This is a genomic window from Paracoccus kondratievae, assembly GCF_009301415.1.
Lineage (GTDB): Bacteria > Pseudomonadota > Alphaproteobacteria > Rhodobacterales > Rhodobacteraceae > Paracoccus > Paracoccus kondratievae.
Genome location: NZ_CP045072.1, coordinates 2,007,080 through 2,033,374 on the forward strand (window position 1 = coordinate 2,007,080; position 26,295 = coordinate 2,033,374).

Sequence of the window (26,295 nt, forward strand, 5' to 3'; positions counted from 1 at the left end):
TTGAGCCCACCACGGCTTTCGGCATCGCTGCCCCTGACCCGAAAGGACCCTCCCATGCCCTTCACCCCTCATGGAAAGCATCTGATCGCGGGCGAATGGATCGCCAGCCCGACCAGTTTTGACAGCGAACCGGCGCATGGTCCGGTGCATAAATTCTCGGTCGGCACGGTCGATCTGGTGGCACAGGCGGCCGAAAAGGCCGAAGAGGCCTTTTGGTCCTATGGCTATGCCAGCCGCGAAACCCGCGCGAGATTCCTCGAAACCATCGCCGATGAGATCGAGACCCGCGCCGAAGCCATCACCGAGATCGGCTCGCAAGAAACCGGCCTGCCCGAGGCGCGCCTGCAAGGCGAACGCGGCCGCACCACCGGCCAGCTGCGGCTCTTTGCCGAACATATCCGCAAGGGCGGCTATCTGGATCGTCGGCACGACGCCGCCCTGCCCGACCGCAAACCCGCCCCGCGACCCGAGATCCGCATGATCCAACAGCCCATCGGGCCGGTTGCAGTCTTCGGCGCTTCGAACTTTCCGCTGGCATTTTCGACAGCCGGTGGCGACACGGCGGCAGCACTGGCGGCCGGTTGCCCGGTGGTGGTCAAAGGCCACTCGGCCCACCCCGGCACGGGCGAAATCGTGGCCGAGGCGATCCACGCCGCCATTGTCAAAACCGGCGTGCATCCCGGCGTATTCAGCCTGATCCAGGGTGGCGACCGCAAGGTCGGTTCAGCACTGGTTCAGCACCCGCTGATCAAGGCGGTCGGCTTTACCGGCAGCCTTGCCGGCGGGCGGGCGCTTTTCGATCTGTGCGCCGCACGGCCCGAACCAATCCCCTTCTTTGGCGAGCTGGGCTCGGTCAACCCGATGTTCATCATGCCCCAGGCGCTGGCCGCGCGGGCAGATGAGATCGCCAACGGTTGGGCAGGGTCGCTGACCATGGGCGCAGGGCAGTTCTGCACCAATCCCGGTATCGCAGTCGTCCTTGACGGGCCGGATGCCGACCGCTTTACCGAAACCGCACGCAAGGCACTTGCCGAGGTCGGACCACAGGTCATGCTGACCATGGGCATCGCCCGCGCCTATCGCGAAGGCAAAGCGAGGTTCGACAGCCGCAACTCGGTCAAGCCGGTGCTGACCACCGAAAGCACTGGCCGTGAGGCCCGGCCGAACCTCTATGAAACCACGGGCGAGGCTTATCTTCAGGATCACGTCCTTGGTGAAGAGGTGTTTGGCCCATTGGGACTGATCGTGCGCGTCTCATCAACCGACGAGATGGCACGGCTGGCGCGCGGCCTTGAGGGACAGCTGACCGTGACGCTGCATATGGACGCTGGCGATTTACAGGCCGCGCAGGCGCTGCGCCCGATCCTTGAGCGCAAAGCGGGTCGGGTGCTCGTCAACGGCTTTCCGACCGGGGTCGAGGTGGTGGACAGCATGGTCCATGGCGGACCCTATCCGGCCTCGACGAACTTCGGCGCCACCTCGGTCGGGACTATGGCGATTCGCCGGTTTCTGCGCCCGGTAAGCTATCAGAACTTCCCTCAGGAATTGCTGCCCGAAGACCTGCGCTGACAACGCAGGCAGGGTGCTTGTTCCGCAGGCTTCGTGCACTTTTTGTATATTAGTTGTATTTTTAATTTGCGTTGAAAGGGAAACCTGCGGATATTGCTCCTCATGGAATCGGTCATGAAAGACCGACAGGGAAATGACAGGAGGAGGTTCTGATGAACCACAAATTCGTGGTGGGCCTGCTGGCCGCCGCCGCCTTTGCCGCCCCCGCCCAGGCCGACAAGCTTGACGACATCATCGCTTCGGGCACGCTGCGCTGCGCAGTCGTGCTGGATTTCCCGCCCATGGGGATGCGCGACGAAAACAACAATCCGATCGGGTTCGACGTCGATTACTGCAACGATCTTGCCGCGGCGCTTGGCGTAAAGGCCGAGATCGTCGAGACGCCCTTCCCCGAACGGATCCCGGCACTGATGTCGGGCCGCGTCGATGTCGGCGTCGCCTCGACCTCGGACACGCTTGAGCGGGCCAAGACCGTCGGCATGACGATCCCCTATTTCGCCTTTGAAATGGCGGTGACCGCCAACGACAAATCGGGCGTCAAAAGCTTTGAGGACATGAAGGGCAAGACCGTCGGGGCGACGGCAGGCACCTTTGAGGCCATCGCGCTGGAAAAACAGGTCCAGGAATGGGGCGAAGGCACTTTCCGTCCCTATCAGACCCAGGCCGACGTGTTCCTGGCGCTGAGCCAGGGCCAGCTTGACGCGACTGTCTCGACCTCGACCGTGGCTCAGTCGAACGTCAAGACCGGCAACTTCCCCGGCATCTCGGTGGTGGGCAAGGCGCCGTTCGACATCGACTATGTGGCCCTGTTCACGGATCGTCACGAATATGGTCTGCTGAACTACCTGAACCTTTTTGTGAACCAGCAGGTTCGCACCGGGCGCTATGCCGAGCTTTATGAAAAATGGGTCGGCGGCGATCTGCCCGACCTGACGGTGAGCGGCGTCTATCGTTGATATCGGCCCGGGGCGGCGCGGTCCTCGCGCCGCCCCGATGCATCATGCCAGAGCCGGAACGGTCATGTTCAACTATACCTTCCAATGGAAGCAAGCATTCGCCAGGCTTCCTCAGATGCTGGATGGCGCCGCCGTCACCATGCAGATCGCGATCCTGTCGATGGTGCTGGGCATCCTGCTTGCGATCACCCTGACAATGTTCCGCCTGTCAGGCAGTCGCATCCTGTCCGCCATCGCCAGAACCTGGGTCGAGGTTGCGCGTAACACGCCCGCCCTGTTCCAGATCTATATGATGCATTTCGGGCTGGGCAGCTTTGGCCTGCACCTAAGCCCGTTCCTGTCGATCCTGCTGGGCATCACCTTCAACAACGCCGGCTATCTGGCCGAAAACTTCCGCGGCGCATTAAAAGCGATCCCCGAAACCCAGACCCGCGCCGCCCGGTCGCTTGGGTTCGGGGCGGCAGGCGCCTTTGGCTATGTCGTGCTGCCTCAGATGCTGCGCATCGCATTCCTGCCGATGACGAACCAGATGGTCTGGGCGATCCTGATGACCTCGCTGGGGGTGACGGTCGGGATGAACGCTGACCTTTACGGCGTCGTGCAGGATCTGAACGCGCTGACCTTCCGCACATTCGAGCTGTTCGCGCTGGCCGCCGTGATCTTTTACCTGATCACCAAGATTATCACCATCGGCGCACGGCTGATCGCCGCACGGCTGTTCCGGTATTGAGGGCCCTTCGATGTTCGATACCGCTCTGACAACCGCCGATTTCATCTTTCTGGCCAAGGGCGCCGGGATGACCATCGTGGTTACCGCGATCTCGGTCCTTATCGGAACCGTGCTGGGGGTGATCTTTGGCGTCCTGCGTTATCAGCTGGGACCGATCTGGGCCGCGCCGCTGATCTTTGTTCTGGATATCTGCCGCTCAATCCCGCTGCTGATCCAGCTGGTACTGACCAATGCCTTTTTGGGCACGATCCTGAGGCTGAACCTTTCTGGCTTTACCGTCGCCTGCATCGTGCTGTCGATGTACACCGCCGCCTATTGCGCCGAGATCGTGCGCGGAGGCATCGAGGCCGTGCCCGCAACAACCCGCCGCGCGGCGCGCTCGCTTGGCATGACCTGGGGCCAGGACATGCGCGAGATCGTGTTGCCCCTGGCTACGCGCATCGCTTTGCCGTCCTGGATCGGGCTGGCGCTTGGGGTCATGAAGGACTCGGCCCTGGTCTATGTCGTGCAGGTGACCGAGCTTTTGAAGTCCACCCAGATCCTGATCACACGGCTGCAAGAACCGATGCTTTTGCTGCTGATCTGCGGCGCCTTCTACTTTGTCATTTCGTTCCCGCTGGCGCGGTTCGGCGGCTATCTGGAAAAACGGTGGTCCAATGATTGAGATCGAACATGTCCGCAAGTCCTTTGGCCAGCTCGAGGTCCTGAAGGGCATCGACCTGACTGTGGAAAAGGGCGAGGTGGTCACGATCATCGGTGGCTCGGGGTCCGGCAAATCGACGCTTCTGACCTGCATCAACGGGCTTGAGCCGATTGATTCCGGCCGCATCCTTATCGACGGGACCGAGGTTCACGCGAAATCCACCGACCTTAACAAGCTGCGGCGCAAGGTGGGAATCGTCTTTCAGCAATGGAACGCCTTTCCCCATCTGACCGTGCTCGACAATGTCACGCTGGCGCCGCGCAAAGTGCTGGGCATGTCCCGCGCCGAAGCCGAAGAAATCGCCGAACGCCAGCTGACCCATGTGGGTCTGGGCGACAAGCTGAAGACCTTTCCGGGCCGGCTGTCGGGCGGCCAGCAACAGCGTATGGCGATTGCCCGCGCACTGGCCATGTCGCCCGAATACATGCTGTTTGACGAGGTGACCTCGGCGCTCGACCCGCAACTGGTGGGCGAGGTTCTGGATACGCTCAAGATGCTGGCACAAGAGGGCATGACCATGATCTGCGTCACCCACGAGATGAGCTTTGCGCGCGATGTCTCAAACCGCGTGGCCTTCTTTCATCAGGGCGTCATGGCCGAGATAGGCTCGCCTGAACAGATCTTTGGCGATCCCCAGAACCCCGAAACCCGCAAATTCCTGTCGAGCACGCGGCAATGACGGATCGGGTCATCGTCATCGGCGCCGGGGTTGTCGGCCTCTCGGTCGCTTTGGCTGCGCAAGAGCGCGGGTTGGCGGTGCAGGTGATCGACCGCGAGGGCCCGGCAGCAGGTGCATCGACCGGGAACGCCGGGGCGTTTGCCTTTACTGACATCTTTCCGCTTGCCTCGCCCCGGATCATGCGGCAGGCGCCGAAATGGCTGCTTGATCCCTTGGGGCCGCTGACCGTGCCGCCAGCCTATGCGCTGCGCATCGCGCCATGGATGTTCCGGTTCTGGCGGGCCTGTGCGCCGTCACGGGTCCGTGCCTCGACCATCGCCCAGACGGCGCTGATGGATCTGTCCAAGGCCGCGCTGATACCGGCGCTGACCCGTGACGGGCTGACGCATATGCTGCATCAGGACGGGCAATTGCAGGTCTATGAGGGGCAGGCAGAGTTTGACGCCTCTCTGCCCGGATGGGAGGCGCGGGCGGAACACGGGATCGCCTTTCGCCACCTCAAGGGCGACGAGATCGCCGAGATCCAGCCGGGACTTGCGCCGCGCTTTACCCATGCGACCTTTACGCCGGGCTGGTATTCGATCGCCGATCCGCGCGACTACACGCTGGCTTTGGCCGAGCGGTTCCGCGCCAACGGTGGCGACATCACCATCGCCGAGGCGACAGGGCTGGCCGATGATGGTGTCATCACCTCGAACGGCAAGCTTGCTGGCCGGGTCGTCGTGGCAGCCGGAGCGTTCTCTCATCTGCTGACGCGCACGCTGGGTCACCGCATCCCGCTGGAAACCGAGCGCGGCTATAACACCACCCTGCCAGCCGATGCCTTTGACCTGCGCTGTCAGGTAACTTTCGGCGGGCACGGATTTGTCGTCTCAAGACTGACCTCGGGGATCAGGGTCGGCGGCGCGGTCGAACTGGGCGGGCTGAAACTGCCGCCGAATTTCAAACGCGCCGAGGCAATGCTGAAAAAAGCCAGGACTTTCCTGCCCGGTCTCAGGACCGTGGGCGGGCAGCAATGGATGGGGTTCCGCCCCTCTTTGCCCGACAGCCTGCCCGCTATCGGCCCCCTGCCCGGTCATCCAAACATCATCTGCGCCTTCGGGCACGGCCATCTGGGCCTGACCCAATCGGCCGGGACCGCGCAGATCGTTGCCGATCTGCTGACCGGCACAGACCCCGCTATCAATCTGGCGCCGTTTTCTCCGGCGCGCTTCTGAGGCAAGCATGACGCAATACGTATTTCCCTGCATTGACGGCCATACCTGTGGCAACCCAGTCCGACTTGTCGCAGGCGGAGCCCCTCGGCTGGAAGGGGCGAACATGCTGGAAAAGCGGGCGCATTTCCTGCGCGAATTCGACTGGATCCGCACCGGCCTGATGTTCGAGCCGCGCGGCCATGACATGATGTCGGGCGCGATCCTTTATCCGCCGACGCGTCCGGACTGCGATGTCGCCGTGCTGTATATCGAAACCTCGGGCTGCCTGCCCATGTGCGGCCACGGCACCATCGGCACGATCACCATGGGGATCGAAAACGGGCTGATCGTCCCGCGCACGCCCGGCCGCCTGTCGATCGAGGCCCCGGCAGGCAAGGTCGATATCGAATACCGTGAGGAAGGCCGCTATGTCGAAGAGGTCCGGCTGACCAATGTCCCAAGCTTTCTTTACGCCGAAGGCCTGACCGCCGAGGTCGAGGGTCTGGGCGAAATCGTCGTGGACGTGGCCTATGGCGGCAATTTCTACGCCATCGTCGAGCCGCAAAAGAATTTCCGCGACATGGCCGATTATACCGCGGGCGAGCTTATCGGCTGGTCCCCCAAGCTGCGCGCGGCCTTGAACGCAAAATACGAATTCGTCCATCCCGAACTGTCAGAAATCCGCGGGCTAAGCCATATCCAATGGACCGGTGCCCCGACGGTTTCAGGCGCCCATGCCCGCAATGCCGTCTTTTACGGCGACAAGGCCATCGACCGCAGCCCCTGCGGCACCGGCACCTCGGCACGGATGGCGCAGCTTGCCGCCAAGGGCAAGCTGAAGGTCGGCGATGAATTCTGGCATGAATCAATCATCGGTTCGATCTTCAAGGGCCGGGTCGAGGGCGCGGCAACTGTCGCCGATCGCGACGCGATCATCCCCTCGATCGCCGGCTGGGCACGGCAGACCGGGCTGAACACAATCTATATCGACGCCGAGCGCGATCCTTTCGCCCACGGGTTTGTCGTGAAGTAACCAGACGCCAAAACGGCGCAAATCACGCGCTGAGGCCCAAAAACGACCAGCCACGTCCCGGCACCCCGCCGGGACGAATGACAGGACATGGTACCGGCCGCCCGGGGTGGGTCCTGAAACAGGAAACCGCCCCGAGGGCCGATTTATTGCGGGCCGGTCCCATGCCGCAGCCTCAAGCGAACCGAACCCATCGAGCTGAAAGGAAAACCCATGCGTTCACGTCTTTCGATCAATGTGGTCGGCTGCCATGCCGAAGGCGAGATCGGCGATGTCATCGTCGGCGGGGTTCTGCCCCCGGCCGGCAACACGATGATGGAGCGGATGATCGCCATGGAGCGCGACCACGACCACATCCGCCAGCTTTTGATCTGCGAGCCACGCGGCTCGGTCGCGCGGCATGTGAACCTGATCGTGCCGCCCATCACGCCGGGCTGCGCCGCCGGGGCGATCATCATGGAGCCGACCGAGTATGTCCCGATGTCAGGCTCGAACACGATCTGCGTCGCAACCGTCCTGTTGGAAACCGGCATGGTGCCGATGCAAGAACCGATCACCCGGTTTAAGCTGGACATGCCCGGAGGCGTGATCGAGGTCACCGCCGAATGCCGCGACGGCAAATGCCGCTCGATCACCTTCCGCAACGCCCCCGCCTTTGCCGCCGTGCTGGATGGCGCGCTTGAGATCGAAGGGCATGGCACGATCCCGCTTGATATCGCCTATGGCGGCATGTTCTTTGGCATCGTCGATGCGCAGGCGCTTGGCTTTCATATCCGCCCTGACGAGGCCCGCGATCTGGCCATTCTGGGCGAAAAGATCCGCAAAGCCGCGCGGGAACAGTTCGACGTGTCCCACCCCGAGTTTCCGAATGTGCGCGGCGTCTCGATCGTCCAGTTTGCCATGCCATTTCAGGGCAGCGGAGCAGTAACCCGCAACACCTGTATCGTCGCGCCGGGACGTTCGGACCGCTCACCCACGGGCACCGGCACTTCGGCGCGGATGGCGGTTTTGCAGGCGCGTGGCCTGATGGGTGTGGGCGATGTGCTGATCCATGAATCGATCATCGGGTCACGCTTTATCGGCAAGATCCTTGAGGTCGGGGATCGCGGCGGCGTGAGGACGATCATCCCGCAGATCACCGGCCGTGCATGGATCACCGGCCAGCATACCTATTACGTCGACCCCGAGGACCCGTGGCAATCGGGCTATATGCTTTCGGACACCTGGGGCGTCACTCCGACGCTGAAGCAATAGGGGGCCATGATCATGACCGCGCTCAGCATTCTGCCAGGCGTCGCGGCCGGGCCTATCCTGTTCTCGGACGAGCCGCTCAGCTTCTGGGGCGGGGTTGACCCGGCAACCGGTAAGATCATCGACGTCCATCACCCCCTGCATGGGCAAAGCGTGACCGGTCAGGTGCTGATGATGCCCTCGACCCGTGGTTCATGCACCGGCTCGGGGGTGCTGCTTGATCTGGTCCTTTCAGGCCGGGGTCCGGCAGCGCTGATCTTTGCCGAGCCCGAGGACGTCGTGACGCTTGGCGCACTGATCGCCGCCGAGATGTTTGGCAAAGAGCTGCCGGTCCTGCGCCTGCCGCGCGCATTGTTCGATGCGCTTGGGCAGGAAACCCTGGCCCGGATCGGCCATGACGCGATCACCGCAGGCACACTGTCGGTACCGGTCCAGCCACCCGCCACGGCATCGCTGGAACTGACCGGTCAGGACCGTGCCTTCCTGCAGGGACAGCATGGAACGGCGACGGCGCAGGCCATGCGGATCATCTGCGCCATGGCCGCCCAGCAGGGGGCGGCGGGGCTGGTCGATGTCACGCAAGGCCATATCGACGGCTGCATCTATGCCAGCCCGGCGAACCTGACCTTTGCCGAGCGTATGGTCGACATGGATGCGCGGGTAATCATCCCGACGACGATGAATGCGATTTCGGTCGATCGTGAGAACTGGCGTCAGCAAGGCGTGCCGCCCAGCCTTGGCGGACCGGCACAGCGGCTGGCGGATGCCTATGTGAAAATGGGCTGCCAGCCCAGCTTTACTTGCTCCCCCTACCTGCTGGATAGCGCGCCGACACAGGGAGAGGCCATCGCGTGGGCGGAATCCAATGCAGTCGTCTATGCCAATACGGTGCTTGGCGCGCGCACAGCCAAACATCCGGACTTTCTGGACCTGTGCATTGCCATGACGGGTCGGGCCCCCCTGTCCGGCCCTTATCTGGATCAGAACCGCAAGGCCCGCCGCATCATCGAGGTTGAACTGCCCCCCGGCGCGGACGATGCCTTTTGGCCGCTGATCGGCTATCTGGCGGGCAAGGCGTCGCCGGACCGCATCCCGTTACTGCGCGGCCTGTCACCGGCAAAGCCGGGAACGGATGAGCTGAAGGCGCTCTGCGCCGCCTTTGGCACCACATCCGCTGCACCCATGCTGCATGTCGAGGGCGTGACGCCCGAAGCAGAGCAGATCGCAGATGACGCCGACCACGACCGGATCACCGCCGCGATGATGGCCTCGGGCTGGCGACAGTTGAACGAGGGTCCGGACAAGATCGACCTTGTCGCCCTTGGCAGCCCCCATGCGTCGTCAGGTGAATGCCGGGCTTTGGCGGACGGGCTTGCCTCGCGCCGGGTTGCTGTGCCGACCATCCTGACCACCGGCCGGGCCATTATCGCACAGGCCCGGGCCGAGGGAGTTTTGCAAAGGCTCGAAGAAAGCGGCGTGACGGTTCTGCCCGATCTGTGCTGGTGCTCGATCTCGGAACCGGTGTTTCCGCCCCGGACTCATGCGGTGATGACGAACTCAGGGAAATACGCCCATTACGGGCCGGGGCTTTCGGGGCGGGCGGTGCGCTTTGGCAATCTGGCACAATGCATAGATGCCGCGCTGACCGGGACGGCACCCAAGGCGCTGCCGGATTGGCTGGCCAAGGCAGAGAGCGGCTGATCCGAACCATCCCCGGTGGGCAGGTCCTGCCGGGGTTTCGGGACAGGCTAACTGTCCTCATCCTCTGCCAGACGCGAGATCGTGCGGATGCGCGAGATATTGCGATAATCACGGGGGGTCATGCCGGTCTCTTTCAGAAAGATCCGGTTGAAGTTCGACAGGTTCGAAAACCCCGCCTCGAAACAGACGTCGATGATGCGCATCGTCGTTTCGGCCAGCAGGCTGCGCGCACGGGAAATACGGATGGCGCGTTGATATGAAGAAAAGGTCATCCCCGTCAGTGCCTTAAAGCTGCGCGACAGGGTCGAGGGCTTTGCTCCGACCATCTCGGCCGCCTCATACATGGTTACCGAGGGGGCCAGTTGCAGAACCTGAATGGCATTGTTGACGTTGGAATGCCGTCCGCTGGCCAATGCCGCGTAGGATGAGACGAACCCCGGGCTGGCAAGCAGGCGATAATCCTGCGCCGCTGCGAAACGCTCAAGGATCTCGACGAAAATACCAAGCCCCCGCGCCCGTTGGGCCTGAGACAGCGACACGATCAGCGCGCCGATCTCAGCCGCCTCAGAGCCCATGATCTCGATACCGCGCCCGGACAGCGGCAACAGGGTCTGAAGGCTGCGCAGCTCGGCCAGCGGGACCCCGCCTGCCATAAGAGCCGCCGCGTCGAATTGCAGGACATAGTCGCGGCCCGGCGCATGCAGGCCGGGCGAGACCCAGTTATGCGGCAGGTTGCTGCCGCATAGGGACAGATGGCCGGGCTCGAAACTGCCGATATAGTCGCCGACATAGGCATAGCCGCGCGCCTCGGGGATGAAATGGATCTCCCATTCGGGGTGGTAGTTCCAGGTGCACAGCGGATGGGGATAATCGTCGCGGCGGATCAGATAGGACCGATCCTCGGGGATTGTGATGCTTTCACGCATCGCCGCTGTCACCCGCATGGGCCGGGGCAGGCTGGCAGATGCCCGGGAAACATCGTCGTCCGGCCATGCGTCCTGCATCGTCACAGGATCACAATCTGACTGTTTCTGCATCCGCACGGCCCGCAATCCCCCGGTTTTGACATTAAAGTATCGGTTTTGCGCAAGAGCGCAACTAGTGAACCGTCCCCATCTATGCCAGCTTCAGGCGCAGTTTGGGGAAAAGATCCCCTTGCATCCGGGAGGATATCACCTTGAAACACCTGTTCTCGACCGCCAGTCTTCTGGCGGTGCTGATGGCGACTACTGCGCAAGCAGAATCCATTTGTTCCAGTGATTTACGTGTTCTGGCCCAGCCTCGCGACGGGCTGACGCTGCTTGAGGATTATGTCGATGAGTTCGAGGAACTCTCTGGTGCCGGTTTCGAGATCGATTATCTGAACGAGAATGACCGCCGCGCCAAATCGCAGGCGGATGCCTCGACCGTTGGCAGCTACAACGTGTATTATGTGGACGAGGCAAACCTGCCTCTGTTCGCCTCATCCGGCTGGATCGTGCCCTTGGACGGCTATTATCCCGCCGAATACGATTATGAAGATTTCGACGCCGGCATGCGCAGCGTTGCAAGCTATGACGGCAAGCAATGGTTTGCACCGATCCAGGGCGGCGGCGACCTGATGGTCTATCGCACCGACCTGCTGACCGCCGCGGGGCTGGAGCCGCCGAAAACCTGGGAAGAATACGTCGCCGCCATCAGGAAACTGCATGACCCGGACAACGGGGTTTATGGCGTCGCACTGCGCGGGCAGCGTGGCTCGGGCGCGAACGTCTGGCGCTGGCTGCCGCTGTTTGCGGCGAATGGCGGCAAATGGACCGATGAAACGGGCGCCTTTGCGTTCAACTCTGACGCGGCGGTCAAGGCGACCGAGGAATATCTTGAGCTGTTCAAATACTCGGCCCCCGGCACGCAGACTGGCTCTTTTGACGAATCCACCGGCGCCTTCCGTTCGGGCAAGGTGGCGATGATCGTTGAATCCGCCCCGCTTGGCGCGATGTCCAAGGACCCCTCGCAAAGCCGCGTGGTCGATGTGGTGGGCTTTGCCCCGCCGCCGACACCGCTGCCGGGTTCGGGCTATGCCCATGGCTTTGCCATTGCTGCCAAGGCAAACCCCGAAGAGCAGGACAAGGCTTGCGCCGGTCTGTTCGTGGCCTGGGCCACCTCGAAAGAGCAGGAGGCCCGCCGCCTTGCCAAGGGCCAGCCGGGTGAGCTGACCCGCAAGAGCACCTATGAAAGCCCCGAATACGTCAAGACATTCGGCGAAAACCTGTCGGTCGCCATGGCCGAAACCGGCGCAAGGACCGAGGTCCTGTTCTGGCAGGACCCGCGCTGGCAGGAGCTTGGCAACACCTGGGGCATCATGCTGGAAGAACTGATCACCGGTTCGCGCACCGATGTGAAGGCCACTCTGAACGAGCTGGAAACCTTCGCCAAATCGCTCTGAAGCTTTGACCCGGGGCGCGGAGGCGCATTGCGTCCCCGCCCCATTCCCTTTCCAGTACAATGAGGCACCGATGAGAGTTGGGCGTTCTCTTCCCTATGTCTTTCTGGGGCCTGCGCTTTTGGTGCTGGTCATTCTTGCGGCGGTCCCGACACTGTATGCGGTGAACCTTTCGCTGCAAAACCGGACCCTTAGTGCACCGCAAGCCGAATATGTCTGGCTTGCCAATTACCTGAAACTCTTTTCGGACGACCGCTTTCTTAACGCGCTGTGGGTTTCGCTGAAATGGGAGGTGCTGACCGTCAGCGCCACAATGGCGGTCGGGATCGGCCTTGCCATCGCCATGTTCGAGGCGGCTACCCGCCGCTGGCGCATGATCCTTAGCGTCCTTTTCATCATTCCGGTGCTGCTGCCCCGTGTCTGCGCGGCTTTTGTGTGGAAATTCTCGTTCCACCCGCTTTACGGCGCGGTAACCTGGCCCGTCCGCGCCCTGACCGGCCAGACCCCCGATGTTCTGGCCCACCCCTGGGGGGCGATGCTGACGGTCGCCTTTGTCGATGTCTGGCAATGGGGACTGTTCTTTGCGGTCATCATCCTGAAGCTGATGGAGGCCCTGCCCCCCCAGCCCATCGAGGCCGCCCGGATCGACAAGGCCAAGGGGTGGGAGATCCACCGTTTTGTCACCCTGCCGATGCTTAAACTGCCGCTTATCTCGCTGTTGCTGGTCAAGGCGATCGAGTCGCTGCGCTCATTCGATCTGGTCTATGTGATGACCCGTGGCGGTCCCGGTGTCTCGACCGAGACGCTGGACATGTATGCCTATTCGCAGGGTTTTATCGAGGCGGGCAATATTTCTTACGCCTCGTCCATGGCCGTGATCATGATGGTGCTGACCGTGATCCTCTTCACCTCGATCTGGAAGAGGCTGAACAAATGAAGCTTTCGACCCTTCTTTTGCGTATCGTGCTGGCTTGCGCCGCTTTGATGGTGCTGCTGCCGCTGCTGTGGACGCTGCTTAACGCCTTCAAGACCAACGCCGATCTGCTGGTCAACACGCCCAAGCTGATCTTCACGCCGGTCTGGGACAACATGCAATATGTGCTGGGCCGCCGTTCGGTTGCACGGGCGCTGACGAACTCGCTGGTGATCTGTTCCTCGGCTGTCGCCATGGGGGCGCTGCTTGGCGTACCGGCCGCCTACGTGATCGCGCGGGTCAAGAACCGCCTGACGCGCGAGGCGCAGTTCTTTGCCCTGTCCTTGCGCTTTCTGCCGCCGGTCGCCGTGGCCATTCCGATGATGGTGATCTGGCTGGGGCTCGGGTTTTACGACACCCGCTTTGCCCTGATCGTCACCTATATGACGATCACCATCTCGATCACGGTCTGGCTGTCGATCCCTGCATTCGAGCGCGTGCCGATCGCGGTGGAAGAGGCCGCCCGCGTCGACCGCCTTGGCCCCTATGCCACCTTCTTTCGCGTGGCGTTGCCGATTGCGCGGCCGCAGATCCTTGCCGCCATCGCCTTTTCCTTCATCCTCGTCTGGAACGAATTCCTGCTTGCGATGATGCTGAGTACATCAAAGGCGCGCACCCTGCCTGTCGTCGCCTCGGAAATGTCCCAGCTGGGGATGAACGTTCCCTGGGGAGTGTTGAATGCCGCGGTGGTCCTGCTGTCGCTGCCGCCGCTGATCCTGCTGGCTGTCGCGGGCGCCGGGATGAACTCGGTCTTTTCCCGCAAGTCCACGCAGGATTGACGCAGATGAAAGCCCCCTGGCCCGGCCGCGCACGCCGTGGCTACCCAAACGCAGATATGCAGAGTGAGGAATCGTGATGGCGACCGTTGAATGCCGCAACCTGTGCAAGAGCTACGGCTCGCATGAAGTCATCCGGAATTTCAACCTTTCGATCTCTGACCATGAATTCATCGTCTTCCTGGGCCCGTCCGGCTGCGGGAAATCCACGATCCTGCGCATGGTCGCAGGGCTGGAAGAGATCACCGGCGGCGACCTTTTCATCGGCGGCGCAAGGGTCAATGACCGCGACCCGGGCGACCGGGGCATCGCCATGGTCTTTCAGAACTACGCGCTTTATCCGCATATGAGCGTGCGCGAAAACATCACCTTTGCACTGGAGCGCGCCGGAACAAGCAGGGATGAGATCCGCCGTCGCCTTGATCCCGTGGTCGAAACGCTGGGGCTGGACATCTACCTTGGCCGCAAGCCGACCGAATTGTCGGGCGGTCAGCAACAACGCGTCGCTATCGCCCGCGCGATGATCAAGACACCCGAGGTGTTTTTGTTCGACGAGCCGCTCTCGAACCTGGACGCCAAGCTGCGCGGTCATTTGCGGGTCGAAATCGCGCGACTGCACAGGGCACTGAACACCACCTCGGTCTATGTCACTCATGACCAGCTTGAGGCGATGACGCTGGCAGATCGCATCGTATTGATGAATCAGGGCAGGATCGAACAGATGGGCACGCCCGAGGAGATCTATTCCCGCCCGGCCACGGTCTTTACCGCAGGCTTTATCGGCACGCCGAGCATGAACTTCTTTTCCCTCGACGCGGGCGAGGGACGATTGAGAAACGCCGATATCGACCTTGCCGCCCCCTTTCCGCTGCGTGCAGGCAAAGTCACCCTGGGCATTCGGCCAGGAGCCATCAGGCTGGTTCCCGAAGGTACGCCCGACGCCATCGCCGCCACGGTCGAGCGGGATGAGTTCCACGGCGACATGCGGCTGATCTCGCTGAACGCCGGTGCGGAAAGCTTCATGGTCTCGGTCCCCGCCGCAACACGGCTGTCCGAGGGAGAGCGGGTGCTGGCCCATCTCGATCCCGCGTCGCTGCATGTCTTTGACGCGGAAAGTGGCCAGCGCCTGGGGGACTGAGCCCACCCTATGGTCCGGCCGCTGAGGTCCCCGGCCTTGCGTCCCGGCCGCAAACCATGGATCACTGGGACCATGACGGACCTGCAGGACCCAAAGCTTCGGTTTCCTTTGCGGGCGGCAAGGCTGTTCATGGCCTTGCTGCTGGTACTGCTGGTCGCCACCCTGCCCGGACCTCGGGTCAGTGTCGAGGTCCAGCATCCGCAGCAACTGGTCGCGCCGTCCCTTAGCCTGACGGCGATCCACGGCCGGGACCAGCTTGCACGCAAGGAAACGGCGCAGGTCCAGCCGCTGACCGCGGCAGCATTGCCGCCGTCAGAGACCCCGGCTGCACCGCCGCGAACCGCAGCGGCTGTAGGTTATACCTATCACCACCTGATCGGCGCACCGCTATGCGCGCTGGCGCCCTGCGCACGCGCCCCTCCCGTCTTTCGCATGACCGCCTGAGATCGCTCTGCCCCCGGCTTTTCCGGGCCGGCAGACCATGACCCTTGCGTTCACGAAGGACGAAAAATGAACATCATCCATGACGAACCGGTGGTGCACCGGGTGCCGCCTGCCGAGCGTGAGCCGGTGCAGGACAACGCAACAGAAACCACGCCTGCGCCTCCCTCTGCCGGAACGGTCGAATCCGGCAAGATTGTGCTGCTGAACTGGTGCATCATGCTGGCCGGTATCGGCGTGATTATCATTGGTGGCCTCTGGCTGGCCGGCTGATCGGCCACCCCCGCGGATCACAGGGTCCGCGGGGGGCTCGCAGGGTTCAGGCGCCGCGATCCTGTTCGCGCTGCGCCCAAAGATAGCCGACAAACGCCCCCTTCACGAGGCGGAGGATCAGCAGTGTCAGCACCGTTATCGCCAGCCCCACCGTAACAAGCAGCGTTATGGGATCCGGCCGGAACAGCACCCAGCCAAAGCCGATCATCGGGATCAGCAGCAAAAGCATGATCGTCATGGTAAAGAAGGCCGGGCCATCGGCAGCGCGGTATAGCCCCAACGGTTCACCGCAGGATTCGCAGCTCTGCACGATGGTCAGATAGCCCTTGAAGAGCCGACCTTTGCCGCAATGCGGACAGCGACCGGTCAGCCCTCTGATCGCGGCGGTTCGCCCACTTCGTTCCTCTGTCATGACCGTTCATGCTCCGATTATTTTCGCGCAAGAATAACATGATGGTACGGCGGGGAATGCAATGGCTGATGATGCGGACAGCCCCGGGGTCAAAGGCCGGCTATCGGCGGATGGGTGATGCAATGAGCAACCGCAGCGAAAAAGATCGCGCTGCCCGTCAGGACAAAAACGTGCCAGATCGTGTTGTGAAACGGCAGGCGCTGCATCAGGAAAAACACCACCCCGATGGTGTAGATCGCGCCCCCGATCATCATCAGGATCAGCACCGGACCCGATAGCCCGGCAAGCATCGGCCCTCCGGCATAGGCCGCGGCCCAGCCCATGCCCAGATAAAGCGCAAGTGCAAGCCAACGCAGGCGCCATGGCGGGACCAGCATCTTTAACGACAGGCCCAGCGCCGCCGCCATCCACAGGCCGACCAGCAACCCAAGCGCCTGACCACCCGACAGCAGGGTAAAGGGCGTGTAGGTTCCCGCGATCTTCATGTAGATTGCCGAATGATCCAGCCGGCGCAGCAGCCCCTGCCACCTGGGGCTGTTCACCATGTTGCAAAGCGCCGAAAAGGTCAGCATCAGGATCAGTGTGCCGCCATAGACCGAAGCCCCGACCACCGCCGTCGACCCCGCCTCAGAGAACAGGCTAAGAACAATCAGGGCAGGCACGGCCAACGCTGCCAGCGTCAGGCCGAGGATATGGACGACTCCATCGCTGAACCGCTCGGCCCGGCTGTAGAGTCGCGGAATATGCCCGGTTGTCGTCATACGAGCAGCCTAGGCCCGCGAACCGCGCCTTGGCAAATCAAACTCTCGTCGAAATGTCGGCATTACAGCAGGCGTAACAGTCAGCCGCCGCAGCCTGACAACGCTTTCCGACCTTCTCTGTAAGCCCGTGCTTCATCCCCCTCGCTCGTCTCGACACACAAGGAAGCGTTCAGAGGGAAAGGGTTCATCGTACATACCGCCCATTGGGACGGTACATGATCGCGACGCACCCCGACGTGAATGCCCCGACCGGGAATATCCCAGATCGTGCTGGCAAAAAGGGGGCTTCAAGTCCGCGTATGGTGATTCATGCCGCTCTCTGCGCGAGAGATGAGCTGGCACGCAACCTGCCGCAACCAGCAATCCTGGTGGCCGGCAGAGACGATGATTGTGACAAGATTCAGGTCGGGCCTATTTGACGCCGGATAATGACGCATGGGCGTAAATGCGATGGACGAAATACCGTCAACAGCATAAAGCTACCCGAATATGATATCCGTGCCGAAAGAAATGTGACAGTGATGACCGAGTCAATACCGGAACTTCAGCCATATCCAATCGACGCCGATGTTGAGGGGCTGCCTTATTGTCTTGGGCCGGACGGAAATATTGCCATGCGCGATGGCAGCAGGATGGGTTATGACTCGCTCAAGCTGCGCAAGGGTTTCGTGCAATATGAAAACGGTTTTTCCAAAGATGAAAAGGCGGTTTACAGCTGGGGGCGGCGCATCATGGGTGCAAATCCCGCAACGTTCCGGGTTCTCAGCCGCGCCTTTGTAACCGACGGCAATCATGTCTGGAACCACATCGGAAAGGTCAAGGACGCCGATCCCACAACGTTCGCTGCCTGCGATTCCGGCGAAGGAAACCACTGGGGCACAGGTTACGGCAAAGACGCAAACAGCGTCTTCTTTTCGCCAGGTGACCTGCGCGCGCGCCGGGTGGTCAAGGCGGATACCCGAACCTTTCGTTCATGCGGCGACACTTGTCTTGTCGGATATGACGATTATTTCACCTTCGCCCAGGGATCATCAATCCCGAAAGCAAAAAGAAAGGGCTGGCGCTATCTGTCCTACAGCTACAGCCGGGACGAAAAAGCGATCTTCTATCTGAACAGCCGGGTCGAGGGGGCAGATCTGGAAAGCTTCGAGGTTGTGCCAGTTTTCAGCTCTCATAAAATCGGACCCGCACCACTGGCCCGAGACAGAAATCATTATTACTGGTGCGATGAGATAATTGATAATGACGAATTTGGCGCAAAATTCTGGATCAGATATGCTGTCGTCTCGGATCCTGACGATATGCCACCGATTGCGCGAAAGCTCGGCTGGGAACTGGAAAACCCGATAGTTGGCAGGAAATGAGCCAGAGACCTCTGTCATATTGACAAATGGCGGCCCCATCAGCTGATGCAGACGACATTGATGAATCCGTCTGCGGTTTTGTCATAGCGGGTGACCCGCCGACGGCTGCTCTTCAACTTGTTGAAACAGTGCCCGACATGTTGCGCATCGTGAAGATGGTCATGCCGACGACCTTGCAGACCTGCCAGTTCTCACGCATCGGGATCGTCGGCCGTGCGCCGCTGATTGCGATGTCTTCCCGAGCTTTGTCCAGGTCATAGCCGCGGCCCTCATCATTGAGCTGACACCATTGCGCAAAGATGGATCTTGGTCGTGAAACCACCTCCCGAACGGCCAGGTGCCTTTTTGCGCCCGCCGTATGGCTCCGAACGAAGATCACGGCACTGCCAGCGATCCGAAGCTTGGCGCGCGTGCGCCCACTGGGTTCACCGCGTACAGCGCATCCTCTCACAATCCGGTCAGCACCCAGCAGTGAAACCGACGGCAGACGGGCGACCATTTGCCGAACTTTTCGGACAGGTCGCACCAGGATGTCCGGTTCTCACAATCCGGAAAACCCTATCTGAAACAATGTTCTGGCTGGCCGGCTTGCGCACGTTCTGGTGCGGATGAATCGCTGAAAGAAGGCCCGCTCATCGTCAGGGATCTGGGCACGCACCACGCTCATCTCTCACGCAGGGGCTTGCTTGCATCACAGCCTGCGAACCAGGCCCGAATTCGTTAACGCAGGCTAACAAATTATTATTACTCAATAAAATCAATCACCCCCTGTGATTGTACAATTCTGCCATACGACAATCGACACGATCAAAATGTACATTAATGTATCTGCCTTTTGTCAGAAAAATACCACACGCATTTGTGAATCATGTTGATCGGAAAGGGCGAATCGCCCATAAGTGGAATGGCTTGATCCAATTCAAGCAGTTGGTGTGTTCCCCAGTTTCTGGTCTCGCAGTTCAACCAATCGACCGCGCATCGCTGCGACGGTCTGACAAAAGGTGGCGCACATGCCTTATATTACCGAGATCCCCTCAAGCTTTATCACCGTTGGCCTTGATGGCATCATTGCCTTCGTGCCCAACACATCGCTGCTCAACGCATTTGAGGATTCGCAAGAGTTCGCGCAGTATGACGTCGACGCCAACGGTGCCACGACCCTTGAAAATGGCGACAACGTTACCCCCGTCGATACCAACGGAGATCCGTTAACCGGCCCGGGCACCTATCTTGGCTCGACAACGGTTTCGAACGCGGCCGTTAGCGTTGGCCTTCCGCCGTTGGCAGCCATTGGGCTGCAGGTGAACCCGATCAGCGGCCATATCATGGAGGCCGACGGTCGCTATTACTTCATCAGCGACGAACCGCTGGATGATGACCACCTTGCGGTGACGGCATCCATCGTCGTTGCTGGCCAAACGGTTTCCGTGACTGCTCCCATCTCCCAGATCACGGAAACGCTGGCAGCGGCAGTAGAGGACTTGCCACTCGGGGTCGGCATTCTTCCTGCTGCGACGATCCGGGCAGGGGCTGACCTGATCCAGCAAACCGCTAACACCGCCATCGTGACCATGGATCACGATCCGAACGGCACGCTGGAGCTGTCTGACGACGAGGTGTTCTGCTTTGTCGCCGGCACTCTGATCGAGACCGAGAACGGCTTTGTCCCGGTCGAGACGCTGCAGGTCGGCGACAAGGTGATGACGCGCGACAACGGGTTGCAACCGATCCGCTGGATCGGCTCAATCAAGCTCAAGGCCGCCGCGCTGAAGGCCAGCCCCAAGCTGATGCCGATTCGCATCCGCGCCGGGGCACTGGGTGACGGGGTGCCTTCGTCGGACCTGCTGGTTTCGCCGCAGCACCGGGTTCTGGTACGCTCAAAAATAGCGCAAAAGATGTTCGGCACCATGGAGGTTCTCGTGGCCGCCAAGCAGCTGTTGCAGCTTGACGGTGTCGACATCGCCACTGATCTGGCCGAGGTCGAGTATTTCCACATCCTCTTTGAACGGCATGAGGTGGTGAACTCGAACGGCGCGCTGACCGAGTCACTTTACACCGGCCCGCAGGCACTCAGATCCGTCGGCAAGGCAGCGCGGGAAGAGATCTTTGCCCTGTTCCCCCAGCTTAGCGACGCTGACTTCGTGCCCGAACCCGCCCGCATGCTGCCTTCGGGCCGCAAGGCGCGCAAGCTGACCGTCCGCCACCGGCAGCACCATCGCCCGATGGTGTGCTGATCAGCGCATCAACATTGTCTTTAGGGCCACAGTGAAAACTGTGGCCCTTTTTCTATCAACGGCGGCGTCGGCTTTCTGATAGGGCACAAACGCTAATCCCGCAGGCGCATAGTAGAGGAGATCCCTGAGCAGGTGCATGTATCAATCCCGCCACTTTGGCTCTCTTTCTTCGGCGTCCATCCGGGCGATGATCGCGTCAGATACGATCTCAGAGAGGTCCGCGGTTTTCGTCCGTACAGCCCGGCGGCAATCCGGGTCGTGCAGTTCGGGTACGAACTTCTGGCCCATGCCGCTCCTCCCTCTGAGCTTTGACCTGCCCCCTGGGCGTTGTTGAGCTAATCGGCTGCAGGCCGATATGACCCTTTTCCTCTTTTCGTTCAGCCAACGGCTATGATCTCGACGGTGCCGAGGGCGTTGTATCTGTTCATGATGGCGATGCGGATCTGGATTTCTGCAGTCTGTCGATCCGGGTCGCATGAGGCGATGCGCTCGCCGAACGCCTTGAGGCAATTCATCCGCGCCTCGACGCGACTTCGGACATGATAGCCGACCGAACGCTTCCAGTTGGCCCGTCCCAGGCGCAGCGTCTCATGCAGGATGTCGTTGCGGACGCGGGCGGCCGGGCAATCCTCTTTCCAGGCGCGACCGTTCCGCCGAATGGGTATACGCGCTTCGGCCCCCCGTTCGACGATCGCGCCATGGCATCGTCTGGTGTCACAGGCACCGTCGGCCGTGACCGAGCCGATCTCTTCATCTTCGGGGAGCTGCGCCAGCAGGTCTGGCAGCACCGGCTATCGCCCTGCCGGCTCGACGTGAGTTCGACAGCTCGAACATCACCGGTCTGCGCATCCATGCCGATATGGACCTTGCGCCATTGCCTGCGGCGGGACGCACCATGCTTGCGCGCCTGCCATTCACCATCGCCGCGGAACTTGATGCCGGTGCTATCGACGGGCAGGGTCACGGGACCGCCGGGGCGGCGGTAAGGGATCTGCACGACAAGCCGTGCCTGGCGTCGGCAGAGCGTGGAATAATCCGGGGCCGGCCAGTCCAGCCCCGCCATCTCGATCAGGCTGGCAACTAGCCCAACCGTTTGCCGCAGCGGCAGGCAGAACAGCACCTTCAACGTCAGGCAAGTCTGGATCGCGCTCTCCGAGAACGTCTCCGGATGACCGCGCTTCCCGGTCTGCGCTGCATGCCAGGCCATCGTCGGGTCGAACCAGATCGAGAGCGAGCCGCGGCGGCGCAGTGCGGCGTTATAGTCGGGCCAGTTCGTCGTGCGGTAGCGGAGAGAAGAAGGCTTCGCCATGACACGAAGCTAACACTCAGGATTCACCACGTGAATCCGCCTCACTGATAAGTGCAACAACGCCATTCGGGACCCTAGATGCTCTAGCGACCAGAGCTTCAAGAGGTATTTCGATGTTCTCGATCGGCAGGCTCAGCGCGGCGACAGGGGTCAAGGTACCCACCATCCGCTATTATGAGCAGATCGGCCTTTTGCCCGAGCCCGAGCGGACCGGGGGCAACCAGCGCCTTTACACCCGCAAGATGCAAGAAAGGCTGGCTTTTATCCGCCATGCCCGCGACCTTGGCTTTCCGCTAGAGGCGATCCGCGAGCTGTTGAGCCTTTCGGACCAGCCCGGCGAATCGTGCCACACCGCAGATGAGATCGCGATCCGCCAGCTTGCCGAGGTCGAGGCAAGAATCGCCCGGCTGGCGGCGCTGCGCGATGAATTGCGGCGCATGCTGGATCATTGTGCCAGCCACACAATCGCCGAATGCCGGGTGATCGAGGTTCTGGGCAATCACGCTCTATGCGCGCATGATGACCATAGCGTGCCCAAGGGGGCCGGACCCGCCTAGCGCGGCCTGATCCCGTGGGTGACCCCTTCCCCCCGCCGCGACGACGTCCTAGAGTGCGACCATGCGCTGGACCCTGCCAAATCTACTGACTGTTCTGCGACTTCTGGCGGCACCGTTGGTGCCGCTGATGTTCTTCTTTCTCAGCCGGCCCTTTGCTGATTTCGCGGCGCTGGCGCTGTTCCTGATCGCCGCCGTAACCGATTGGTTCGACGGCTATCTGGCCCGCGCCTGGGCGCAGGAAAGCCGCTTTGGCGCCGCCATGGACCCGATTGCGGACAAGGCCATGGTCATCATCGCCGTGGTGGTCATCACCGGCTATTCGGGCATGAACCCCTGGCTGATCCTGCCCGCCACCGTGATCCTGTTTCGCGAGGTCTTTGTTTCGGGCCTGCGCGAATTCCTGGGGGACAAGGCACGGCTGCTCAAGGTCACGAAACTGGCCAAGTGGAAGACAACGGCACAGATGGTCGCCATTGCCGTGCTGTTTCTGGGCACCGGGCTGAATTACTATGAAACCGGCCATCCGCCGCTTGTGGGTGAAACCAGTCTGCCCTGGTCCGACAACTGGTCGGATCTGGCGACGCAGGTTGGGCTGGTGCTGATCTGGATCGCGGCGGTTCTGACCGCAATCACTGGCTGGGACTACTTCGCCAAGGCCCGGCCATTCCTGAGGGATGACCATGGCGCTTGACGTTCTGTATTTCGCCTGGCTGCGCGAACGCATCGGCCAGCCGCGCGAGCGGGTCGAGACACAGGCCCGTACCGTCCGTGAACTGGTGGCCGAACTTGCTGCAATGGACGAATGGCACGCGGCGGCACTGGCCGACCTGACAGCGGTGCGCATCGCTGTGGATCAGGAACTGGCTGATCTGGACGCATCGTTGGAAGGGGTGCGCGAAGTCGCCTTTTTCCCGCCGATGACCGGAGGCTAGGATGACGGCCCGGGTCCAAAGCGTGCCCTTTGACCTTGGTGCCGAGCTGGCAGGCTTTGGCGCAGGCGCAGGCGCGGTCGTAAGCTTTTCGGGCCTGGTGCGCGACGAAGATGGTCGTCTGGTCGCACTTGAGATCGAACATTATCCCGGCATGACCGAAAAGGCGCTGCAAGCCTATGGCGAGCAGGCAGCACAACGTTTTGGCCTGACCGGCTGGCGGATCATCCACCGCTTCGGCCGTCTTGAAGTCGGTGAACAGATCATGATGGTCGCCACAGCCGCCCGGCACCGCAAGGCGGCATTTGAGGCGGCGGAATACCTGATGGACTGGCTGAAATCCCGCGCCCCCTTCTGGAAACGCGAAATCGGTCCTGACGGTCCCGGTGATTGGGTCGAAGCAAAGGCCGAGGATGAGGACGCCTTGTCACGGTGGTGAGGCAAAAGTTGCATTCCCGGCGCGCGGCGATCATATAGGGCGCGGACCAGACAGACCCGACCGGATGACAGCGCGGAGCCCTGCATGACTTACCTGGAGTTCGAAAAGCCCCTTGCCGATCTTGAGGGCAAGGCCGAGGAACTGCGTGCATTGGCCCGAAAGGGTGAAGGTGTTGATCTGGAGAAAGAGGCGGCCGCCCTTGACCGTAAGGCCGAGGAAATGCTGCGCGATCTCTACAAACAGCTTGATCCGTGGCGCAAGACGCAGGTCGCCCGCCACCCCGAGCGGCCCCATTGCCGCGACTATATCGACGTGTTGTTCAGCGAATACACACCCCTGGCCGGCGACCGCGCCTTTGGCGAGGATCATGCCGTCATGGGCGGTCTTGCGCGTTTTAAGGATCAGCCCTGCGTGGTCATCGGCCATGAAAAGGGCAATGATACCAAATCGCGCATCTTTCACAATTTCGGCATGGCCCGGCCCGAAGGGTATCGCAAGGCGATCCGCCTGATGGATATGGCCGATCGTTTCCGCCTGCCGGTGATCACGCTTGTCGACACGCCCGGCGCCTATCCAGGCAAAGGTGCGGAAGAGCGCGGCCAGTCTGAGGCTATTGCCCGGGCGACCGAGAAATGCTTGCAGATCGGCGTGCCGCTGATTTCGGTCATCATCGGCGAAGGCGGTTCCGGCGGGGCTGTGGCCTTTGCCACGGCGAACCGTATCGCCATGCTGGAACACTCGATCTATTCGGTGATCTCGCCCGAAGGATGCGCCTCGATTCTGTGGAAAGACGCCGAAAAGATGCGCGAGGCCGCCCATGCGCTGAAACTGACGGCGCAGGATCTGAAAAAGCTTGATGTTATTGACCGCATCATCTCTGAACCGATGGGCGGCGCGCAGCGCGCCCCCGAAGAAGCAGTCGCTGCTGTGGGCGAGGCTATCGCCGCAATGTTGGGTGAGCTTCAGGGCAAGAAACCCGCGGAACTGATCAACGAGCGGCGGCAGAAATTCCTGAACATGGGGTCCAAGGCGCTGAGCTGAGGCCGAAAAGCCCCGGGGAAATCAAAGGTCCGTCCTGTCGGGGCGGACCTTTCCATTTGATCTTTCGCGGTCTTGGCGCTGATTTATTCCCGCGCAGCCCTAAGCGCGGCTTCCAGGATATCCAGCGCCTCGTCAAAGACCTGATCCTGAATGGTTAACGGCGCGAGGAAACGGATGACATTGCCGTGCACGCCGCAGGTCAACAGGATCAGGCCGCGTTTCAGCGCCTCTTCGCGGACGCGGTTGGCAAAATCGGGGTTCGGCTTGTCGGTGCCGGCAAGGTTGAACTCGACCGCGTTCATAAAACCCGGACCGCGAATATCGACAATCTCGGGCACCGAATCGGCGATGCCGGCCAGGCGCTGTTTCAGCCGCTGGCCAAGCCGGGTGGCACGTTCGCAAAGGTCCTCTTCTGCGATCACGTCCAGCACCGCATGGGCGGCGGCGACGGCCAGAGGGTTGCCCGCATAGGTGCCGCCAAGCCCGCCGGGGGCGGGGCTGTCCATCACTTCGGCCCGTCCGGTGACGGCGCTGATCGGCAGGCCGCCGCCCAGCCCCTTGGCCATGGTGGTCAGATCGGCGGCAACCCCGTGATGTTCCATCGCGAACAGCTTGCCGGTGCGGGCAAAGCCGGTCTGAACCTCGTCGGCGATCAGCAGGATCGAATACTGGTCGCAGATCTCGCGCAGGCGCTGGATAAAGCCGGTCGGCGCCTCATAAAAGCCGCCCTCGCCCTGCACCGGCTCGATGATGATGGCTGCAACGCGCGAGGGGTCGATATCGGCGCGGAACAGCCGGTCAAGCGCCGCCAGCGCCTCGTCGGCAGTCACGCCATGCAAGGGGTTGGGGAATGGCAGGTGCCAGACGTCGTTCATCATCGGCCCAAAGCCTGCCTTATAGGGCTGGACCTTGCCGGTCAGCGACATGCCAAGGAAGGTGCGGCCGTGAAAGCCCCCTGCAAATGCGATGATCCCGGCGCGACCGGTGTAATGGCGGGCGATCTTGACCGCGTTTTCCACTGCCTCTGCCCCGGTGGTGTAAAAGGCGGTCTTTTTCGGCCCGTCGCCGGGGACAAGCTGGTTCAGCCGCTCGGCCAGGGCAACGTAGTTTTCATAGGGCACGACCTGATGGCAGGTATGGGTAAAACGGTCGAGCTGAGCACGCACCGCCCCGATCACCTTTGGGTGACGGTGGCCGGTGTTGACCACGGCGATCCCGGCGGCAAAGTCGATATAGCGCTTGCCCTCTTTGTCCCAGATCTCGGAATTCTCGGCGCGTTCGGCATAGATCTGGGTCGTCATCCCCACCCCGCGCGAGATGGCGGCATTCTTGCGTTCGGTCAGGCTGGTCATACTGGGCGCCCCTTACTCGATGCGATTCGGGGTCGATGCTATACGCGGCCCGGCGATCC

The 26,295-nt window shown here is 61.7% G+C and carries 27 protein-coding genes and 2 pseudogenes; 22 read left to right on the plus strand and 7 right to left on the minus strand.

What is annotated here, in order from left to right; all coding sequences use genetic code 11:
• The first annotated feature begins 54 nt into the window (after positions 1-54).
• The 9 genes from F8A10_RS10045 (at position 55) to lhpI (ending at position 9,815) form a co-directional block, all read left to right on the plus strand.
• Positions 55-1,569, plus strand: a complete 1,515-nt coding sequence (locus F8A10_RS10045; protein WP_010397105.1) for an aldehyde dehydrogenase (NADP(+)) — start codon at positions 55-57, stop codon at positions 1,567-1,569.
• A 152-nt stretch (positions 1,570-1,721) separates the two neighbouring features.
• The gene (locus F8A10_RS10050) at positions 1,722-2,525 is read left to right on the plus strand and encodes an ABC transporter substrate-binding protein (RefSeq protein WP_010397106.1); all 804 of its coding nucleotides are present in this window, start codon (positions 1,722-1,724) and stop codon (positions 2,523-2,525) included.
• A gap of 64 nt (positions 2,526-2,589) precedes the next feature.
• Positions 2,590-3,255, plus strand: coding sequence for an amino acid ABC transporter permease (locus F8A10_RS10055; RefSeq protein WP_010397109.1), 666 nt, complete (start codon positions 2,590-2,592; stop codon positions 3,253-3,255).
• A gap of 10 nt (positions 3,256-3,265) precedes the next feature.
• Positions 3,266-3,919, plus strand: coding sequence for an amino acid ABC transporter permease (locus F8A10_RS10060; RefSeq protein ID WP_010397110.1), 654 nt, complete (start codon positions 3,266-3,268; stop codon positions 3,917-3,919).
• A complete protein-coding gene (locus F8A10_RS10065) occupies positions 3,912-4,637 on the plus strand; it encodes an amino acid ABC transporter ATP-binding protein (protein WP_152367224.1) in 726 nt (241 codons plus the stop codon). Before F8A10_RS10060 ends, F8A10_RS10065 begins: the two co-directional genes overlap by 8 nt.
• The gene (locus tag F8A10_RS10070) at positions 4,634-5,854 is read left to right on the plus strand and encodes an NAD(P)/FAD-dependent oxidoreductase (RefSeq protein ID WP_010397114.1); all 1,221 of its coding nucleotides are present in this window, start codon (positions 4,634-4,636) and stop codon (positions 5,852-5,854) included. Before F8A10_RS10065 ends, F8A10_RS10070 begins: the two co-directional genes overlap by 4 nt.
• Positions 5,855-5,861: 7 nt before the next feature.
• Complete coding sequence (locus F8A10_RS10075) at positions 5,862-6,866, plus strand: 4-hydroxyproline epimerase (RefSeq protein ID WP_085502732.1); 1,005 nt, start codon at positions 5,862-5,864, stop codon at positions 6,864-6,866.
• A 210-nt stretch (positions 6,867-7,076) separates the two neighbouring features.
• Positions 7,077-8,117 (plus strand): proline racemase family protein, encoded by a 1,041-nt coding sequence (locus F8A10_RS10080; protein ID WP_152367225.1) that lies wholly within the window; start codon positions 7,077-7,079, stop codon positions 8,115-8,117.
• A gap of 6 nt (positions 8,118-8,123) precedes the next feature.
• On the plus strand, positions 8,124-9,815 hold the full coding sequence (lhpI, locus tag F8A10_RS10085) for a cis-3-hydroxy-L-proline dehydratase (RefSeq protein ID WP_227493378.1): 1,692 nt from the start codon (positions 8,124-8,126) through the stop codon (positions 9,813-9,815).
• Between the two features lie 47 nt (positions 9,816-9,862).
• Here lhpI and F8A10_RS10090 read toward each other — a convergent pair whose 3' ends face one another.
• Positions 9,863-10,852, minus strand: coding sequence for an AraC family transcriptional regulator (locus tag F8A10_RS10090; RefSeq protein WP_010397121.1), 990 nt, complete (start codon positions 10,850-10,852; stop codon positions 9,863-9,865).
• A 140-nt stretch (positions 10,853-10,992) separates the two neighbouring features.
• Between F8A10_RS10090 and F8A10_RS10095 the strand changes: the two genes are divergently transcribed.
• The 6 genes from F8A10_RS10095 (at position 10,993) to F8A10_RS10120 (ending at position 15,838) form a co-directional block, all read left to right on the plus strand.
• The gene (locus F8A10_RS10095; RefSeq protein WP_010397123.1) at positions 10,993-12,240 is read left to right on the plus strand and encodes an ABC transporter substrate-binding protein; all 1,248 of its coding nucleotides are present in this window, start codon (positions 10,993-10,995) and stop codon (positions 12,238-12,240) included.
• A 70-nt stretch (positions 12,241-12,310) separates the two neighbouring features.
• A complete protein-coding gene (locus F8A10_RS10100; protein WP_010397125.1) occupies positions 12,311-13,174 on the plus strand; it encodes a carbohydrate ABC transporter permease in 864 nt (287 codons plus the stop codon).
• Positions 13,171-13,989 carry a carbohydrate ABC transporter permease gene (locus F8A10_RS10105; protein ID WP_010397127.1) on the plus strand — a complete coding sequence of 273 codons (819 nt, stop codon included), beginning with the start codon at positions 13,171-13,173 and terminating at the stop codon, positions 13,987-13,989. The genes F8A10_RS10100 and F8A10_RS10105 overlap by 4 nt, the downstream gene beginning before the upstream one ends.
• Before the next feature lie 76 nt (positions 13,990-14,065).
• Positions 14,066-15,124, plus strand: a complete 1,059-nt coding sequence (locus F8A10_RS10110) for an ABC transporter ATP-binding protein (protein ID WP_010397129.1) — start codon at positions 14,066-14,068, stop codon at positions 15,122-15,124.
• A 72-nt stretch (positions 15,125-15,196) separates the two neighbouring features.
• Entirely contained in the window at positions 15,197-15,568 is a 372-nt protein-coding gene (locus tag F8A10_RS10115; RefSeq protein WP_010397131.1) for a hypothetical protein, read from the plus strand.
• Between the two features lie 66 nt (positions 15,569-15,634).
• The gene (locus F8A10_RS10120) at positions 15,635-15,838 is read left to right on the plus strand and encodes a hypothetical protein (protein WP_010397134.1); all 204 of its coding nucleotides are present in this window, start codon (positions 15,635-15,637) and stop codon (positions 15,836-15,838) included.
• Positions 15,839-15,884: 46 nt separating this feature from the next.
• Here F8A10_RS10120 and F8A10_RS10125 read toward each other — a convergent pair whose 3' ends face one another.
• Together F8A10_RS10125 and trhA are read right to left on the minus strand one after the other, a co-directional pair.
• Positions 15,885-16,250, minus strand: coding sequence for a DUF983 domain-containing protein (locus tag F8A10_RS10125; protein ID WP_010397136.1), 366 nt, complete (start codon positions 16,248-16,250; stop codon positions 15,885-15,887).
• An 89-nt stretch (positions 16,251-16,339) separates the two neighbouring features.
• Complete coding sequence (gene trhA, locus F8A10_RS10130) at positions 16,340-17,011, minus strand: PAQR family membrane homeostasis protein TrhA (protein WP_085502727.1); 672 nt, start codon at positions 17,009-17,011, stop codon at positions 16,340-16,342.
• Between the two features lie 521 nt (positions 17,012-17,532).
• On the opposite strand from trhA, the gene F8A10_RS10135 reads away from it, so the two are divergent.
• A complete protein-coding gene (locus tag F8A10_RS10135; RefSeq protein WP_010397140.1) occupies positions 17,533-18,375 on the plus strand; it encodes a DKNYY domain-containing protein in 843 nt (280 codons plus the stop codon).
• A gap of 38 nt (positions 18,376-18,413) precedes the next feature.
• Here F8A10_RS10135 and F8A10_RS10140 read toward each other — a convergent pair.
• Positions 18,414-19,042 (minus strand): annotated as a pseudogene (locus F8A10_RS10140) (IS5/IS1182 family transposase).
• A 343-nt stretch (positions 19,043-19,385) separates the two neighbouring features.
• Here F8A10_RS10140 and F8A10_RS21405 point away from each other — a divergent pair.
• Complete coding sequence (locus tag F8A10_RS21405; RefSeq protein ID WP_227493379.1) at positions 19,386-20,609, plus strand: Hint domain-containing protein; 1,224 nt, start codon at positions 19,386-19,388, stop codon at positions 20,607-20,609.
• Between the two features lie 141 nt (positions 20,610-20,750).
• On the opposite strand, the gene F8A10_RS21095 is transcribed toward F8A10_RS21405, so the two are convergent.
• Positions 20,751-20,897: a hypothetical protein gene (locus tag F8A10_RS21095; RefSeq protein ID WP_010397147.1), complete on the minus strand. Its 147-nt coding sequence runs from the start codon at positions 20,895-20,897 to the stop codon at positions 20,751-20,753.
• A gap of 89 nt (positions 20,898-20,986) precedes the next feature.
• Positions 20,987-21,834, minus strand: a pseudogene (locus F8A10_RS10150) (IS5 family transposase).
• 197 nt (positions 21,835-22,031) lie between these two features.
• On the opposite strand from F8A10_RS10150, the gene F8A10_RS10155 reads away from it, so the two are divergent.
• The 5 genes from F8A10_RS10155 to F8A10_RS10175 all read left to right on the plus strand — a co-directional run bounded on the left by F8A10_RS10155 (position 22,032) and on the right by F8A10_RS10175 (position 24,884).
• Positions 22,032-22,475 carry a MerR family transcriptional regulator gene (locus F8A10_RS10155; protein ID WP_010397158.1) on the plus strand — a complete coding sequence of 148 codons (444 nt, stop codon included), beginning with the start codon at positions 22,032-22,034 and terminating at the stop codon, positions 22,473-22,475.
• Positions 22,476-22,536: 61 nt separating this feature from the next.
• Positions 22,537-23,166, plus strand: coding sequence for a CDP-diacylglycerol--glycerol-3-phosphate 3-phosphatidyltransferase (pgsA, locus tag F8A10_RS10160; RefSeq protein ID WP_010397161.1), 630 nt, complete (start codon positions 22,537-22,539; stop codon positions 23,164-23,166).
• Positions 23,156-23,407, plus strand: a complete 252-nt coding sequence (gene moaD / locus F8A10_RS10165; protein ID WP_010397163.1) for a molybdopterin converting factor subunit 1 — start codon at positions 23,156-23,158, stop codon at positions 23,405-23,407. The genes pgsA and moaD overlap by 11 nt, the downstream gene beginning before the upstream one ends.
• 1 nt (position 23,408) lies before the next feature.
• The gene (locus F8A10_RS10170) at positions 23,409-23,843 is read left to right on the plus strand and encodes a molybdenum cofactor biosynthesis protein MoaE (protein ID WP_010397166.1); all 435 of its coding nucleotides are present in this window, start codon (positions 23,409-23,411) and stop codon (positions 23,841-23,843) included.
• 84 nt (positions 23,844-23,927) lie between these two features.
• Positions 23,928-24,884 carry an acetyl-CoA carboxylase carboxyltransferase subunit alpha gene (locus tag F8A10_RS10175; RefSeq protein ID WP_010397168.1) on the plus strand — a complete coding sequence of 319 codons (957 nt, stop codon included), beginning with the start codon at positions 23,928-23,930 and terminating at the stop codon, positions 24,882-24,884.
• Positions 24,885-24,967: 83 nt separating this feature from the next.
• On the opposite strand, the gene F8A10_RS10180 is transcribed toward F8A10_RS10175, so the two are convergent.
• Entirely contained in the window at positions 24,968-26,236 is a 1,269-nt protein-coding gene (locus tag F8A10_RS10180) for a 4-aminobutyrate--2-oxoglutarate transaminase (protein ID WP_152367226.1), read from the minus strand.
• Between the last annotated feature and the right edge of the window lie 59 nt (positions 26,237-26,295).